14 protein-coding genes are annotated in these 15,469 nt (G+C 48.8%); 5 read left to right on the top strand and 9 right to left on the bottom strand.

Translation table 11 applies throughout. The features are described from left to right. Positions 1–20: 20 nt before the first annotated feature. The 4 genes from BZG77_RS03290 to BZG77_RS03275 all read right to left on the bottom strand — a co-directional run bounded on the left by BZG77_RS03290 (position 21) and on the right by BZG77_RS03275 (position 3,912). Positions 21–1,256 carry a quaternary amine ABC transporter ATP-binding protein gene (locus tag BZG77_RS03290; RefSeq protein ID WP_077576701.1) on the bottom strand — a complete coding sequence of 412 codons (1,236 nt, stop codon included), beginning with the start codon at positions 1,254–1,256 and terminating at the stop codon, positions 21–23. Further along, on the bottom strand, positions 1,249–2,145 hold the full coding sequence (locus BZG77_RS03285; protein ID WP_025744837.1) for an ABC transporter permease: 897 nt from the start codon (positions 2,143–2,145) through the stop codon (positions 1,249–1,251). The genes BZG77_RS03290 and BZG77_RS03285 overlap by 8 nt, the downstream gene beginning before the upstream one ends. Before the next feature lie 64 nt (positions 2,146–2,209). After that, positions 2,210–3,205, bottom strand: coding sequence for an ABC transporter substrate-binding protein (locus tag BZG77_RS03280; RefSeq protein WP_077646176.1), 996 nt, complete (start codon positions 3,203–3,205; stop codon positions 2,210–2,212). Between the two features lie 167 nt (positions 3,206–3,372). Next, on the bottom strand, positions 3,373–3,912 hold the full coding sequence (locus BZG77_RS03275) for an isochorismatase family protein (RefSeq protein ID WP_077646233.1): 540 nt from the start codon (positions 3,910–3,912) through the stop codon (positions 3,373–3,375). Between the two features lie 160 nt (positions 3,913–4,072). Here BZG77_RS03275 and BZG77_RS03270 point away from each other — a divergent pair, with 160 nt between their 5' ends. Continuing rightward, entirely contained in the window at positions 4,073–4,942 is an 870-nt protein-coding gene (locus BZG77_RS03270) for a DMT family transporter (protein WP_077646175.1), read from the top strand. 32 nt (positions 4,943–4,974) lie between these two features. On the opposite strand, the gene BZG77_RS03265 is transcribed toward BZG77_RS03270, so the two are convergent. Next, positions 4,975–5,958, bottom strand: coding sequence for a lipid A deacylase LpxR family protein (locus BZG77_RS03265; protein ID WP_158011410.1), 984 nt, complete (start codon positions 5,956–5,958; stop codon positions 4,975–4,977). Between the two features lie 138 nt (positions 5,959–6,096). Between BZG77_RS03265 and BZG77_RS03260 the strand changes: the two genes are divergently transcribed. The 3 genes from BZG77_RS03260 to viaA all read left to right on the top strand — a co-directional run bounded on the left by BZG77_RS03260 (position 6,097) and on the right by viaA (position 10,309). Further along, complete coding sequence (locus tag BZG77_RS03260) at positions 6,097–6,927, top strand: sulfurtransferase (RefSeq protein WP_077646173.1); 831 nt, start codon at positions 6,097–6,099, stop codon at positions 6,925–6,927. A gap of 258 nt (positions 6,928–7,185) precedes the next feature. After that, positions 7,186–8,853, top strand: a complete 1,668-nt coding sequence (locus BZG77_RS03255) for an ATPase RavA domain-containing protein (protein ID WP_077646172.1) — start codon at positions 7,186–7,188, stop codon at positions 8,851–8,853. Beyond that, complete coding sequence (gene viaA / locus BZG77_RS03250; protein ID WP_077646171.1) at positions 8,840–10,309, top strand: ATPase RavA stimulator ViaA; 1,470 nt, start codon at positions 8,840–8,842, stop codon at positions 10,307–10,309. Before BZG77_RS03255 ends, viaA begins: the two co-directional genes overlap by 14 nt. 46 nt (positions 10,310–10,355) lie before the next feature. Here viaA and BZG77_RS03245 read toward each other — a convergent pair whose 3' ends face one another. The 3 genes from BZG77_RS03245 to BZG77_RS03235 are packed head-to-tail and all read right to left on the bottom strand — an operon-like array spanning position 10,356 to position 13,051. After that, a complete protein-coding gene (locus BZG77_RS03245; protein WP_077646170.1) occupies positions 10,356–11,150 on the bottom strand; it encodes an ABC transporter ATP-binding protein in 795 nt (264 codons plus the stop codon). Continuing rightward, on the bottom strand, positions 11,147–12,058 hold the full coding sequence (locus BZG77_RS03240) for an ABC transporter permease (protein WP_077646169.1): 912 nt from the start codon (positions 12,056–12,058) through the stop codon (positions 11,147–11,149). The genes BZG77_RS03245 and BZG77_RS03240 overlap by 4 nt, the downstream gene beginning before the upstream one ends. 24 nt (positions 12,059–12,082) lie before the next feature. Beyond that, the gene (locus BZG77_RS03235) at positions 12,083–13,051 is read right to left on the bottom strand and encodes an ABC transporter substrate binding protein (RefSeq protein WP_077646168.1); all 969 of its coding nucleotides are present in this window, start codon (positions 13,049–13,051) and stop codon (positions 12,083–12,085) included. Positions 13,052–13,438: 387 nt separating this feature from the next. Here BZG77_RS03235 and nhaD point away from each other — a divergent pair, with 387 nt between their 5' ends. Next, positions 13,439–14,869, top strand: coding sequence for a sodium:proton antiporter NhaD (gene nhaD, locus BZG77_RS03230; RefSeq protein WP_077646167.1), 1,431 nt, complete (start codon positions 13,439–13,441; stop codon positions 14,867–14,869). A 159-nt stretch (positions 14,870–15,028) separates the two neighbouring features. On the opposite strand, the gene BZG77_RS03225 is transcribed toward nhaD, so the two are convergent. Further along, positions 15,029–15,469, bottom strand: coding sequence for a universal stress protein (locus BZG77_RS03225; protein ID WP_077461402.1), 441 nt, complete (start codon positions 15,467–15,469; stop codon positions 15,029–15,031).

The raw sequence follows: 15,469 nt of genomic DNA, 5'->3' as shown, positions 1-15,469 counted from the left end.
GGTAGGGCGCATTGATATAATTAGCTCGCTTTTTGCGGTGGGTTTGTGGATAACGTTTCGGTCGCGCTTTTTCCTGTTTCGCTGAGAATGTTGGCAACAGTCTGTCGTGAGAGATGCCCGATAAGCTCCCCATGATCGTCGAAGACGGGCAGTGGCCATTTCGACTCCAAGGTGTCTGGAATCACACTCTCGAGCAAAGAATCTTGATCAATCGCGGGAACATCCTCAAGTAAGCTAGCCTCGATATGGCCACTTGGATCTTTGTCACTCAGCGCTTTTTGGCTCAAGGTACCTTGGTAACCCTCCTCGGTAATGTAGTAGCCATAATTAACTTTTTGGTGGCGCATCTGCTGAATGGCATCACCAATTGTGGTCGCACTGATACGACAGATTTGCGGCTGCATCACGGTTTCAACGGTTAGGGCTCGAGCACGGTTCACGTCTTTAACAAATGCTTCGACATAGTCGTCTGCTGGTTGAAGTAGAATATCAACCGGCTCACCCACTTGTACCAGCTTACCGTCCCGTAAAATGGCAATACGATCACCAAGACGTAACGCTTCGTCGAGATCATGGGTAATAAAGATAATCGTTTTATGCAGCTTTTCTTGTAGCTCAATGAGTTGGTCTTGCATCTCACTGCGAATGAGCGGATCCAGTGCAGAAAACGCTTCGTCCATCAATAGGATCTCCGCATCCGTACACAAGGCCCGTGCTAAACCGACGCGTTGCTGTTGCCCACCGGATAACTGGGCAGGGTATTGGTCAGCATAGCCCTCTAAGCCAACCGTGGAGAGCCACTGTTGAGCCTTTTCATCTCGCAGTGCTTTGGCTTCTCCTTGAATGCGAAGACCAAAACCGACGTTTTCTTTGACAGTACGGTGAGGAAGCAAGCCGAATCGCTGGAAAACCATCGACATTTTATGACGACGAAATTGCTGCAACTCTTTTTGTGAGTACTGCATTATATCCGTGCCATCAATGCGAATTTCACCTTCTGTCGGATCGATCAAACGATTGAAATGGCGAATCAGTGTTGATTTTCCTGAGCCAGATAAGCCCATGATGACGAACACTTCACCGCGCCGAATAGACAGATTGATGTCACTAAGTCCGATAGTATGTCCTGTTTCTTGTAGCAATGCGTCTTTGCTTTTACCTGCTTTAACATCGGGCATGAGCTTACGCGGATGGTTGCCAAACACTTTGTAAAGACCGTGAATTTCGATCAAGGTGTTCTGCTCAGAATCAGTCATGATCACCTCCCTTTAAGTGCTGCTGTGATCGCTTGGCATAGCTTTGCGAGACGCGATCGAAAATAATAGCAATCACGACGATCGCGAGGCCATTGAGCAGGCCCAAGGTGAAATATTGGTTAGTGATCGATTTAAGAACGGGTTGACCCAGGCCAGAAACACCGATCATCGAGGCGATCACGACCATGGCGAGTGCCATCATAATCGTTTGGTTAATGCCGGCCATAATAGTGGGCATTGCCAGTGGTAGCTGAATCTGAAAAAGGCGCTGAACGCCATTGGCGCCATACGCAGTCGCTGCTTCAAGCACATCTTTATCGACCAGCCTAATCCCAAGGTTCGTTAAGCGGATGACCGGTGGAATGGCGTAAATCACGACGGCAATGACCCCCGGAATTTTACCAATGCCCAGTAGCATCACAACAGGAATTAAATAGACGAAAGCGGGCATGGTCTGCATGATATCAAGAAGTGGCGTAACCACCGCTTGGGTCCGATTGGACTTCGCCATCGCAATCCCGATAGGTACACCGACACCTATCGCGACAAGCGTACAGACCAAAATGATACTCATGGTGCTCATGGTATCTTCCCACATCCCTAAGTAAGCAATTAGAGTGAAAGAAACAACCACAGCCGCAGGGAGCTTCCAAGAGCGACTGGCGAGATACGCGATACCGGCAAGTACGGCAATCACCAGCCACCAAGGTGTGGCAAGGAGTAAGTCTTCGAACCAAACAAGAAAGTGGAGGAGGGGGTCAAAAAAGGCTTCGATACCTTCGCCATATTCGCGAGAAAAATTCCGATAGGCACCATCCAATGTTTGTCGGATGGTGAGCAGATCGCGCCTGCTCATTTCTGGCACATCCGTTAGCCATGAAGTCGCCATTGTTATTATTCCTATACTGCTAAAAGAAATCCCGCACAGTGGCAATACTGTGCGGGTTATTGAGTTACAACGCGTCTTTTACTTTGCTCGCCACATCATTTGGCACCCACTGGGTCCAAATATCTTCATGATTAATTAAAAAATTGATCATCGCATATTCACCGTCAGCCTGGTTATCTTCCATCCATGCCAGTAATCCATTCATCTGGTCGTTGGTAAAACCACGATTTTCTATATAGGCCATGGCCTCGGGAGCTCGTTTAGCAAAGCGTTCTGTCACGACAGTCTCAACATCAGCGGCTGGATACATTGTTGCTTTCGACGTTATGCACTCGTCAGATGTAATACATGACTTATAGTGCTCGACATCCGTACCCGTTTCGAAATCGACTTTAACCATTTCATATTTGCCTAACACGGCCGTCGGTGCCCAGTAGTAACCAAACCAAGCTTCTTCGCGTTCATAAGCTTTGGCAATGGAGCCGGCTAAGCCAGCACCGGAGCCAGGGTCGACAATTTCAAAGCCACTGTCGGCGAGATCCAATGCTTTAAAATTATTTTCCGAGGTAATTTGGCAGCTCCATCCCGCGGGACATCCGTAAAAGGCTGCTTTTGACGGATCTTCGGGATGAGGGAAAAGATCGGCATTGGCTTTAATACCCGAAATGGTTTTAAGTTCGGGGTGCTGATCGACCATGTATTTAGGGACCCAAAATCCCTCTTCGCCGCCTTCAACAAAGGCTTGTCCTGCATAGCGTATACGTCGTTCGTCAATACCTCGCTGAAGGCCTTCACGCATGGAGTTACTCCAAAACTCCGGTGCAATATCGGGCTCGCCTTTTTCTATCATGGATGTGCCGGTTGGCATGGTATCACCGGGTACGAGTTCAGCATCACAGCCGTAGCCATGCTCTAAAATAAACTGATCAATGTTGGCAATCAGGCTCGCTGAATTCCAGTTCATATCGGCAATCGTGACGTTGCCACACCCATGGTTATCGGCACTGGCCGGGGCTGCAGACAGCGTTAATAGGGCTGCAGAGAGTAGTCGTTTGTACATAGTGTTTCCTTTCTCTTTTATACATTCGCCATGAATAATATTAGACCACTAATGAAAATGTTAGCGCCTACTGTGCGATCTATATCTCATAAATACTCGATATTTTAGAAGTATACGTATTCAACCCCTAGATCTTCATGCCCATTACTTAGAGATCTATTTGCTTTCTACTTGATTAACGTTAAAAAAGATCGAAAGTCTGAACCGCCGGCTGCTTGTTGCCACTCAAACAACAAGGCTTCGACCAAAGTGATCCAGGCGCCATGTTGCTGCATCATGGCAATTCCGGTGTGGTAATGAGACGCGTCACAGGATGAGGTTGCATCCGTGACTAGGTGAACGTGATAGTGGGCTCTGAGTAGATCGCGGGCTGTTTGATAAACACAAATATGGGTTTCGATGCCACATAGGATGACTTGTTTACGGTTAAGATCATCGAGTCGTTTTTTAACATCGGGGTTTGCGTAAGCACTAAATGTCTGCTTGGCAATGGGCGTATCCGTTGGGATTAACTCAGCCAAACTCTCAGTGGTCGCGCCGAGCTTATCGGGCAGTTGCTCGACCCACACCACGGGCACATCAAAGTACTGACAGGCACGCATTAGTTGGGCCAGCTTTTGGTGTAGTGCTTCGCTGCCTGTTACCTTTTGTGCCAGTTTGCCTTGTACATCAATCAACAAAACGACCGCATTCTCAGTATTGATCATTGTTTTATCCCCCTGTTTTATCACGTAAATAAGCATAGCACCTTCTCGCTATGGCGTTGTCTTTTTGAGCGCTAATGCATTTTTCTTAGTATTAAGATACTTGATGTCAACTAACATAATAGCTACTGTATCTTTACGTGAAGATACATAGAGAAAGGTTATGCATTATTTTATCGCTATTCTTGCTCCGATTTTTTGGGGCAGTACTTATTCAGCGGTTGCTCTGTTTCTGGGGGATCTTTCCCCTTATTGGATGGCAGTATGGCGAGCATTGCCAGCAGGCCTGTTAATGCTGATGATCAGTCGACGTGGTTTACCTTTAAGTTTACCGAGAATGCTTGCTGTAAGCTTTTTTAATATCGCGGCTTTCTTTTTACTGCTTTTTATTGCCGCTTATCGGCTACCCGGTGCTATCGCTGGGACTTTAGGCGCGACCTTACCTTTGGTACTGATGCTGCTTCAGTGGTTAACAGAAGGGAAACGGCCTCAGCCGAAACTACTTGGGCTGGCGATTTTAGGGCTTTTCGGCGTGGTATTATTATTGAATCCATCTTCCAATATCGATTGGATAGGGGCCGGTGCCATGTTACTTGCCACATTTTTTGTTGCTCAGTCGACACTATGGATGAAGCGCTGGGAAGCGAAAGACATTTTTGGTTTAACCGCTTGGCAGTTAGTCCTTGGTGGCATCATGCTTATTCCTTTTTCTTGGCTCTTTGCGGGACCGCCACAGGCGATAACCATGGAGGCCGTACCAGGACTTGCTTGGGTTATTTTACTCAATACTGCTGTCGGTTACTGGGCCTATATTCGCTCGATCACTGTACTTGGCCCAAATCGTCAATCTATCATTATGTTTCTTAATCCGCTTACGGCGGTAACCCTTGGTGTGCTGTGGATCAATGAAACGTTACAGCCGTTACAGTGGTTAGGTATTGCGATGATTTTAGCGTCATTGGTGTTGATGAAACTCACGGATAAACGAAAGAGTCAGTCGCCTAAACAAGCCGTTGCTGCCACACCTCGATAGTGGCGACGGAAAGCGAAACGAGAGTATGGATGTTAATACCGATAATGCACGGTCCAAGATACGTAGCTATAGGTGTCATCGGGAGCTTGCTTATAGTCTTTCGTGTGTACAACAACACTGATATCTGTGCCCCAGCGAGGCTGGTAAAATGCTAGCCCGGTAGCGGCACTTGCTTGCCAGTGGGTCATATCGATGTCGGCATTCTCTGGCGGTTTATCGCCATTGATGGTGATGTCATTGGCCCGATATCGGCCTTGCATCGCGGCATAAAAGAATGCGCCCTGTTCGCTTGCGTCGAACAAACGGCTGTCTAAATGGCGGCCTGGCTCGAAGCTAATGCCGCCAAAGGTATTAACCAGATCAAGACCAATACGATAACTCAATCCTGTAGAGAGTTCACTGCGGTAGTTGCCGATATCAGCACGTCCGGTCACCCCCCATTCTTGGTGCTCGCTACGGTGCAAGAGCTGGTGGCGTTCATAAGCAAACTGTGCCACTGGCGTGTTTTCCACTTGGTAGTCCCACCCTTTAGGATCAGGCGAGTCGATGAGGTCATGAACGTAAGATTGTCCTTCTTCAGTTCTCGACGCGGGACCAACCATACCGAGCATCAATGACCACTTATCAACCCGTTTTGGTGTCTGCTGATAAATGCTTGGCTCGATAAAAATCAAACCGGCATAGGGGCGCTCATTGGGTTGAGGTGTTTCCCACTCAATATCGTTGGGCGTCCACATCATTTGTCCGACATCGATGCTCCAGCTTTGTCGTGCATGTTGGTTAAGCGGTAGCTGTTGGGCAAACCAACGAATGGGTGCGATAGCGGTAGTGGTGACATCATCAGACCAATCCGCATGCCAGTGCGCATAAACGCCACTGGTGTATTGATTATCAACGCCTAATGGACTGTCGTTTTCAATTGTTACACCGCCCCCCGCGCTAAAAGCCGCTGTGGGTGCCAGTAGCAGTGTGGGAAACAATAAAATAGTGCTAGGAAACACGCGAGACGGCGTCATTCTCATCCTCATTAAGTTGCATCTTTAATGCGAGGCTTTCAGTATGAGTAAAAAATTAGGCTGATACTAGATGAGATAAGTCAATATCTTGTGAAAGTGTTGTCATCCGCCAATCAACGATGAAAAGGAACCGTCAAGATGCCAGTATTTGTAACCCCTGAATGGCTCGCTCAGCGCCTCGATACCGTCGTTCCTGTCGATGCTAGCTGGTTTATGCCAGATGTCTCGCGAGATAGTTTCCAAGAGTGGCGCCAACGACGTATTCCCGGTGCCGCCTACTTTGACTTTGATAACACCATCAAAGATCAGAGCTCCTCCTTGCCGCATATGTTACCGGATGAAACGAGTTTTGCTCGACATATGGGAACGTTAGGTATTGCCTCGCAAGACACGTTAGTGGTCTATGACACGCAAGGCTTATTCTCTGCCGCTCGCGTGTGGTGGATGTGTAAAGTGATGGGCCATCGGGATGTATTTATTCTTGATGGCGGACTACCTGCTTGGATGGCATCAGAGGGGCTGATAGATAATACACCGCCTCAGCCGCGTGTCGAGGCAACTTACCACGCCGATTTTAAAGCGTATCGTTACATTGATGGCGACACGCTGGCCGAAAAGCTGGCCGCAATCAATGTCATTGATGTCCGTCCTGAAACACGATTTTATGCACAGGTGCCAGAGCCTCGAGAAGGTATACGAAGTGGTCATATGCCCGGTGCTATTAACCTACCTTTTAGCGAATTAACCGATCCGCGCGGTTTTGTGATCAGTCAAGAGGTAGCGCGTAACATCGTTTTACCTCACCTCAGTGATACACGTTTGAACGTAGCAAGCTGTGGGTCGGGTGTGACAGCCTGTATTTTAGCCGCGGTGGCAGAGCATTATTTTGCTTATCCGCTTGCGGTGTATGACGGCTCTTGGACGGAGTGGGGCGGCCATCAATCTTGGCCTGTTGTCCAGAAAGGCTAAAAGCTATTCAAACGCGAATGCGATAAGTGGCAAGATTGACTTGATGGTGATCTATGTCACTATCTAGCCGGTGCGCTAATGATATATCGACACATACAGCAATATTAAGTTACATATCAGGCGGTTTTTTGCACATAAAAACCGCTAGCGAATGGCAAAGTAGTGGAATCTTGCCATGGTTAAAGAGCAGTGAAGCTTTTACCGATTTTAATCAAATGCGTTAACGATGACACCTAGCCACAAATAGCGGAGTGCCACTTGTCTCAAAATCTTGCCACCGTCAGCCGTCGCGCGCTATTACCCGAGCGTATTGCAAGCCTTATTGATGCTCTATCTAGTGGGGTATACGAACGCGAGCACACTATCAAAATGTGTCTATTGGCCGCACTCGCGGGTGAAAGTGTGTTTTTACTCGGCCCGCCAGGCATTGCCAAAAGCTATATTGCCAAACGTTTGATCGAGGCGTTTGATAACAGCCAATTTTTTGAATACTTAATGACGCGCTTTTCGACCCCGGAAGAAGTGTTTGGCCCGCTTTCGATTCAAGCGCTAAAAGATGAAGGCAAATACGTACGCCTAACCGACGGCTACCTACCCAATGCTGATGTGGTATTTTTGGATGAAATATGGAAAGCCGGACCTGCCATTCTTAACACTCTTTTAACCGTTGTAAATGAACGCACCTTTAAAAACGGTGAGCATGTTTATCCTGTCCCTATGCGCTTGTTAGTGACCGCGTCCAATGAACTGCCTGATCCCGATAGTGGCCTTGATGCGCTCTATGATCGCATGTTACTCCGCGTTTTCGTCAATCGTATCCAAGAGAAGAAAAACTTCAAACTGATGCTTACCGAGCCCAGCCAGGACGAAGTGGCGGTGGCCGATAAGTTGAAAATTAGCCATCAAGAATATCAGGATTGGCAGACCATTATTCCCACCTTGGGTCTGCCGGATGCGATATTCGAAAAACTCTACACACTAAAACAGCGGGTAGAAAATGCCGGCAGTGAACAATCACAATTCGACCCAAGTGAACTTTATGTGTCCGATCGCCGGTGGAAAAAGGCGGTGCGTTTGCTAAAAGCGGCCGCTTTTTTCAATGGTCGTGATGAAGTCGCCCCACTGGACTTATTGTTACTGGAAGACTGCCTATGGCATAGCCCAGAATCGCGTGATGTGGTGAAAACCGTGATGCAGGCATTTGCCAAAGAAGTTCTGTTCGATCAACAAGAAGTGCTTGCCTTGCTCGATGACGTCAAAGTGGCGTTAGAAGATATTGAGCAAGACATAGCTGAAGCGCTGACCTATCGACAAGAGACGGCCAACGCTGGGCTCACGCGCAAAGCGATGATTGACTTGAGCCAGTCGCCTCGCTTCACGGTCAACCAAAGTCGAGATTTGGTTCGTTTTGTTCTACTTCGAGCCAACCCATCGGTTTCAGAGCAAGAAAAAGGTGACAGTCGTTGGGTGTATCTTGATGCGGCCGACATTGAGAAAAAGTTGAAAACAGGCAGCACAGACTTGTATGGCTATGTGAATAAAAACAATCACCTGTGCCGGCTCACTTTGGAGTGGGATGCGCAGCATGCCTTAGTCATCAAAGACATTGCCAATCGTCCGGTGCCTATGGCCCTGGTGGGCGTGAACGATCCGAGCGAGGAACAGCTGGTCACATGGACACAACAAACAGATCATGCGCTTGAACAATTGCAGCATGCGCAGTTTTTAATTCGTCGCGCGCGCAGTCAGCTCAATGCTGGGTTGCCCCATTTATTTGCGCAACCGGATCTGCTTGAAACCGCGTCAGCGAGTTTGGTCGACGTCGAACATGAGGTCAAAACGCAGATTAATAACCTAGAGCGCCAAGTTAATCGTTTAGCGCGCTTAGGTGAGTTCTTCTCAGGAGCCAGTGATGCTGAGCGCTGAGAGCCTGAACATGGGGTTGATGCTCGCCGAGTCTGGGTTACTGGATGCGGCGATGACAGAGTTGATGTCTCATCCCCAGTTACTTGTGTTGACAGAACGAAGCCCAGCGATTAAGCGAGCAGTAAAAAAACAGCTTCACCGCTGGCGGGGGCAAACAAAGCGCAAACTGGTTCAACAAGGGTTGTCAGCCTCTCTGAAGCAAGAAATTCAATACTACGAGCAGGCCACCGAAAAAACCGCGCGCGCGTTTGAAAAAAACATTGATACTTTACTAAGCCAATTAAAATCTGTTTCTTCTTTCTATCCGCAGGCAGAAAGGCTCGCAGCCCATCAAGCTCAACATGCTGATCCTATGTTTCAGTCGTACTTTTGCAACAAATGGCACGCGCATTTAAAAGCGGAAATACAAAAAAACCAGTCCGACAGTGTTGAAGCACAAAAACAAAAATTACTCGACGATCTCTATCGCCGTATCTCGACCTATCAAAAAATGAATGGCGTGGATCAATCGGGTGATATCAGCAAAGTGGGGCGGCTATGGGATATGGCGGCCAGCTCGCTTTCCCAGCAAGACGTCACCTTACTTAAACGGTTTATTACTTTTTTAGAGAAAAACCCAGAGCTTCAGGCGATTGCCGAACAGTTAGGGCGAATGGCAAACCATGTTGATGCGCAAGGGCCCAGCGAGCAGCCGACGGAAACGCTAAAAACCGTGCCGGAAAAGCAAGTTGATGTCCCTGATGACATCACCGGCATCTGCCAAAGTGATCGTGTTGACCGTCTCTTACCCAATGAGGCGGTATTGCTGGCTGATCCTGCGCTCGAGGTTGTTTTTTATAAACAGCTTGTCGATAAACAACTGCTAAATTATCAAATGACGGGCCAAGCCCATCGCCGGAAAAAAGTAGAGACGTATGCCCCCAGTCAATCCAAGCCAGAGCAAAAAAAGGGACCCTTTATCATAGCCGTCGATGCCTCAGGCTCGATGAGTGGATTCCCAGAGCAATGCGCCAAAGCACTCGCCTATGTATTGATGCGGATTGCCGCGACCGAGCATCGTGATTGCTATGTCATGCTCTTTTCCACTGACCATATCAGCTACGAGTTAACCGGTGAGCGCGGTTTGCAAGAAGCGATGAGCTTTCTTTCATATCGGTTCCACGGCGGGACAGATATGGCACCTGTGATCGAAAAAGCGCTTAATCTGATGGCCGGTGAACGCTATCAAAACGCGGACTTAGTGGTGGTTTCTGACTTCATCGCCCCGAAGCAATCCGATACCATGATCGAAAAAGCCGAGGAATTGAAAGTAAGGCAAAACCGCTTCCATGCCGTCAGCTTATCCAAATATGGCAACCCTGAATTAATGGCCATGTTCGATCACTGTTGGCGTTACCAGCCCTCATTAGGAGGACGCCTGATTAATCAGTGGTGGCCGAGCAAAAATAAGTCATAGAAAATAGATGACTAGGCGCTTATATAACAGCAAGCGCCGTAGCAAGTTAACCGAGCAGCAAGCTGTCGTCGGCGAGGGTTTCGCCGCGCACTTTGTTGAACATGTCCAAAAGGTGTGGCACGTCCATATTTTTGCGCTCATCACCATGGACATCTAGCACAATGTTACCTTGGTGTAGCATTACGGTTCGATCACCGCACGCCAGTGCGTCTTTCATCGAGTGCGTGACCATCATGGCAGTGAGGTTAAACTCATTGACGATGGTTTTGGTTAAATCAATCACGAACGCGGCCATGCGTGGATCCAGAGCGGCGGTGTGTTCATCGAGCAATAAAAGCTTGCTGTCTGACAAGGTGGCCATCATCAAACTTACCGCTTGTCGCTGACCGCCAGACAGCAGACCAATGCTATCCCCTAGTCTATCTTCCAAACCTAACCCCAAAATCGCAATGCGCTCTTGGAATAATTGACGACGTTTACTCCCAAGCGCACGTGACCAACCGCGCCCTTTACCTCGCCGATAAGCCAGCGCCAAGTTTTCTTCGATGGTTAACGACGCGCAGGTACCCGCAAGTGGATCTTGAAATRCGCGTGCGGCAAGGGTGGCGCGCTGATGCACAGCCTTCTTGGTCACATTAATATCGTCAATCATAACTTGGCCGCCAATCATCGGCGTTTCACCGGTGACGGCGCCCAGTAAGGTTGATTTGCCTGCACCATTGGAACCAATGATGGTGACAAACTCGTTTTCGGGAATGGTTAAGCTTACGCCGCGCAGAGCACGGTTTTCGAGGACGGTCCCTGGATTAAACGTGACCTGAATATTGTTCAGCGAGATCATCCTGACACCTCCGCCTGTTTTGCGCGTTTGGACTTTTGATACTGTTGGCGCATTTTGGGAGCGATCAATGCCACGGCAACCAGCACCGCGGTAACCAAGTTGAGATCAGAGGCTTGAAGACCAAACATGCCGCTCGACAAGGCAAACCCGACAGCGAGGCGATATAAAATGGAACCTAGAATCACCGCTACAACAGCCACCCAGACTTTACGTCCAGGCAGCAATGTTTGTCCAAGTATCACGGCGGCGAGGCCGACGACAATGGTCCCTACGCCAGAGGTTACATCGGCAAAACTGTTGGTTTGCGCAAATAATGCACCGGCAAAGCCAACAAAGGCATTAGAAAGGGCGAGGCCAAAATAAGTGTACATTGCCGTGCTGCCGCCTTGTGCTTGAACCATTCGCGCATTAACGCCCGTTGCGCGTAACCCCAAGCCAAAATCACTGGCTAATAAGCGGACCACGAGTAGCCCACTGATAATCACTAACACGCCCACGACTAAGGGCCGCAAATAGACGGAGGCAATACCGAGTGTCTCAAAGGGCGTTAGAATGGTTTCCTCGCCGAGTAGGGCAATATTGGGTCGCCCCATAATGCGAATGTTCACCGAAAATGCGGCAATCATGGTCAAAATACTCGCGAGTAAATTAAGGATGCCACACTTTACGGTTAAAAAAGCAGTGACCAACCCTGTGATACCACCCGCTAAAATGGCCATTGCGGTCGCAAACCATGGATTATAATCCGCCACAATAAGCGTCGCGGCAACGGCGGCGCCCATCGGGAAACTGCCGTCAACCGTTAAGTCGGGAAAATCGAGTACACGAAAAGTGAGATAGACACCCAGTGCAACCAAGCCATAAACTAGGCCGACTTCTAGGGTGCCGAAAAACGCAATTGCCGTCATTTACTACTCCTCGATTGAGCCTAGCTACTCTACGATTCGTGAGGCGCGATCCAAGATAGAAGCTGGCACGTCGATCCCCAATTTGTCTGCAGCCGAACGGTTCACGGCTAAGTCAGACCCTTCCGCAACTTTGGCAGGCAGAGATGAAATCGGCTCGCCGTCTAAGATGGCCGCAACATAGTCCGCTGTTTGCACCCCGACGGAGTAATAATCAAAGCCAAGTGCAACGACCGCGCCATTGGGGATATAGGACGTCGATCCACCTAGGACAGGGGTATCTGCTGAGTTTGCAGCGGCCACTAAACCATCAATCGCACTGGCAACAGTATTGTCTGTTGGCGCATAGATAATATCGGATTGGGTGGCAACAACTTGCGCAGCAGATTGCACATCTGCGCTTTTCAATGCCGTGCCTTCGATCACTTTTATCCCGTGCTCTGCTGCCGCGTCTTTTAACAGATCAACCAATGTCACTGCATTTGCTTCACCAGGGTTATAAACCACTCCAATCGTCGACAGGTTGGGAAGCAGCTCTTTGGCCAGCGCCACATGCTGGGCAACAGGAGAAAGATCAGATAAGCCGGTGACGTTACCCGTTGGCACAGCCATATCTTTCACTAATTTGGCACCGATAGGATCTGTTACCGCCGTAAAAATGACGGGTACGTCGCGTGTTGCAGCCGCGAGCGCTTGCGCTGATGGTGTCGCGATACCGACTAAGACGTCAGGTTGTTCTCCAACATATTGACGCGCAATCTGCACCGCAATGGCTGGATTACCTTGCGCAGTTTGATATTTAAACGACAAGTTGTCCCCTTGGATATATCCTTTCTTCTCCAAGCCATCAAGCAGACCGTTGCGGGTCGCGTCAAGAGCGGGGTGTTCAACGATTTGGGATACGGCGACGCGAGCGGTCTCGGCAAATGCGAATGGTGCATGCCCCAGCGATAGGAGCCCTGCACATATAACGGCAGCAATTTTCAGTGTTTTCATGGTGACTCCCTTCTTGTTACCCACACATCCTTGCGCAACCGCGGCGATGCAGTTGCGATGTTGTCTATTTGTTATTGTTAGTCGAACAGCGTGCGATGGCACATTTCGTACACTTTTTTTAAACCTAGTCGATTTTTGCCAACGGTGACAGCGAATATGGACTAGTAAGGTGATATTATTAATCTTGACAGTAGTAAATGTCACTCTTTTTTGCGGTTTCCCTACAGTAAGCAATAGACGTTATCGCCATATTTGTTAATATTATGTTCGTTTTTGTTCTGTGGTGACCTAAGACGACAAAATAAACAATTATCGTTCGGAATGAATGCCACAGAGCGCGCTGTTTGTTATATCAAAAATAAGGAAATAAAATTTGGAGGCTCAAGGATGAAGCGTTTGGTTGCGGCGTTGGCGGTAGTGTCGCCAACGGCTTTTGCCGCTACAACAGGCGACGGACTGGATCTCACCCAGTCATGGGTAGGGTATGTGTCTTTGGCAATCTTTGCGGTTGCTTACAGCCTAGTCATGTTGGAAGAAAAGCTCCACTTAAGAAAATCAAAGCCTGTATTGTTAGCCGCGGGGCTGATTTGGTTACTGATCGGGTTTGCATACTCACAATGGGGAAATATGGCACCGGCGCATGCCGCGCTTGAGCACAACTTGCTGGAGTACGCAGAGTTATTGCTTTTCTTGCTGGTGGCAATGACCTATATCTCGGCGATGGAAGAGAGGCGCCTGTTCGATGGATTAAAGGCATGGATCTTAAGTAAAGGCTATGACCTAAGAACCTTGTTTTGGCTTACTGGGGTACTTTCTTTCTTTATCTCGCCGATTGCTGATAACCTCACAACCGCACTGCTGATGTGTACCATTGTGTTGAAAATTGGAGGCGACAATCCACGTTTTGTAAACCTCGCGTGTATCAATATTGTGGTTGCAGCGAACGCCGGTGGCGCGTTTAGTCCCTTTGGTGATATCACCACCTTAATGGTGTGGCAGGCGGGGAAGGTTACCTTCACCGAATTTGGTGCTTTGTTTATCCCTTCAGTGGTGAACTACGTGATCCCCGCCTTCATTATGTCACTCTTTATTCCACGTACGCAGCCGGACGTGATGCAAGAGTATGTCGAACTTAAGCGTGGTGCGCGTCGGATCATGGTGCTTTTTCTACTCACCATTGCAACGGCAGTTGCCTTCCACGGTTTAATCCATTTCCCACCTGTGATGGGCATGATGATGGGGCTTGCTTATTTACAATTCTTTGGCTTTTACTTGCGCCGAACGTTACCACGCTCTCTGGCGCGGAAACGGGCGATTGCTGAAGCCAAAAATGATGAAGCCGCGCTGAGTCGTCTCGGTTCAGTGGTCCCGTTTGATGTCTTTCGCCGTATTTCCCATGCAGAGTGGGACACGCTGCTGTTCTTTTATGGGGTCGTGATGTGCGTGGGTGGCTTGAGTTTGATTGGTTATTTGTCGCTGGTGTCGAATGTGATGTATTTAGAATGGGATCCGATCTGGGCCAATACACTTGTCGGTGTGCTGTCAGCGGTGGTAGACAACATTCCTGTTATGTTTGCGGTATTAACCATGAGCCCTGAGATGTCACACGGTAACTGGCTGTTAGTTACGTTAACAGCGGGTGTGGGGGGTAGCTTGTTGTCTCTTGGCTCTGCGGCCGGTGTCGCGCTGATGGGGCAAGCGCACGGTAAATATACCTTCTTTGGGCACTTAAAATGGGCGCCGGTGATCATGTTGGGCTATATCGCAGCGATTGGTGTGCATTTAGTACTCAATAGCCACTATTTCCATATTCAATAGGCCTGCGTTCTGTTCGAGAAAAACCTCGTTGTAAGCAAAAAACGCCGGTCTCAAACGACCGGCGTTTTTATCGTCGATAGTATGGGTGATTGAATGGCCAATACTACGCCGTCAATACAGGGACGCCGTTAATACAGGTACTAGGTCATCAACACAGGGTTAAACCACCATCGTGGGGCAATGTGCCCGCCCTGCCACACGGTGAGACACACTGCCAAGAAACATCCCGTCTTTATCGGAGTGCGTGCCATGTGCGCCCATGACAATCAAATCCACTTCTTTGCTTTTCGCAAACTTGATAATGGTTTTGGAAGGACGCCCGCCTTTGACAAACCCGCGCACGCCTTCGCCGCCATTTTCAAGTGCGTGTTGCTTGGCTTGCTCGACAATGTTGCGAGCGTATTCGCTTAAGGTTTGATCTGGGATTTGTAATCGATCGGGGCGAACCATCGACAATGACGCCTCGAACAAGCTGTGATGTTTAAACACACACAATAAGTAGAGTTCAGCATGGGTGAGTTGCTGCAGCTCAATCGCTTTATCTAACGCATTTAATGCAGAATATGAGCCATCGACGGCTACCAGTATTCGTTTAAACAT

It is taken from the genome of Salinivibrio sp. IB643 (genome assembly GCF_001996105.1).
Classification (GTDB): Bacteria; Pseudomonadota; Gammaproteobacteria; order Enterobacterales; family Vibrionaceae; genus Salinivibrio; species Salinivibrio costicola.
The sequence above is the reverse complement of the archived record's forward strand: the minus strand, read 5'-3'. Positions and strand labels throughout refer to the sequence as shown.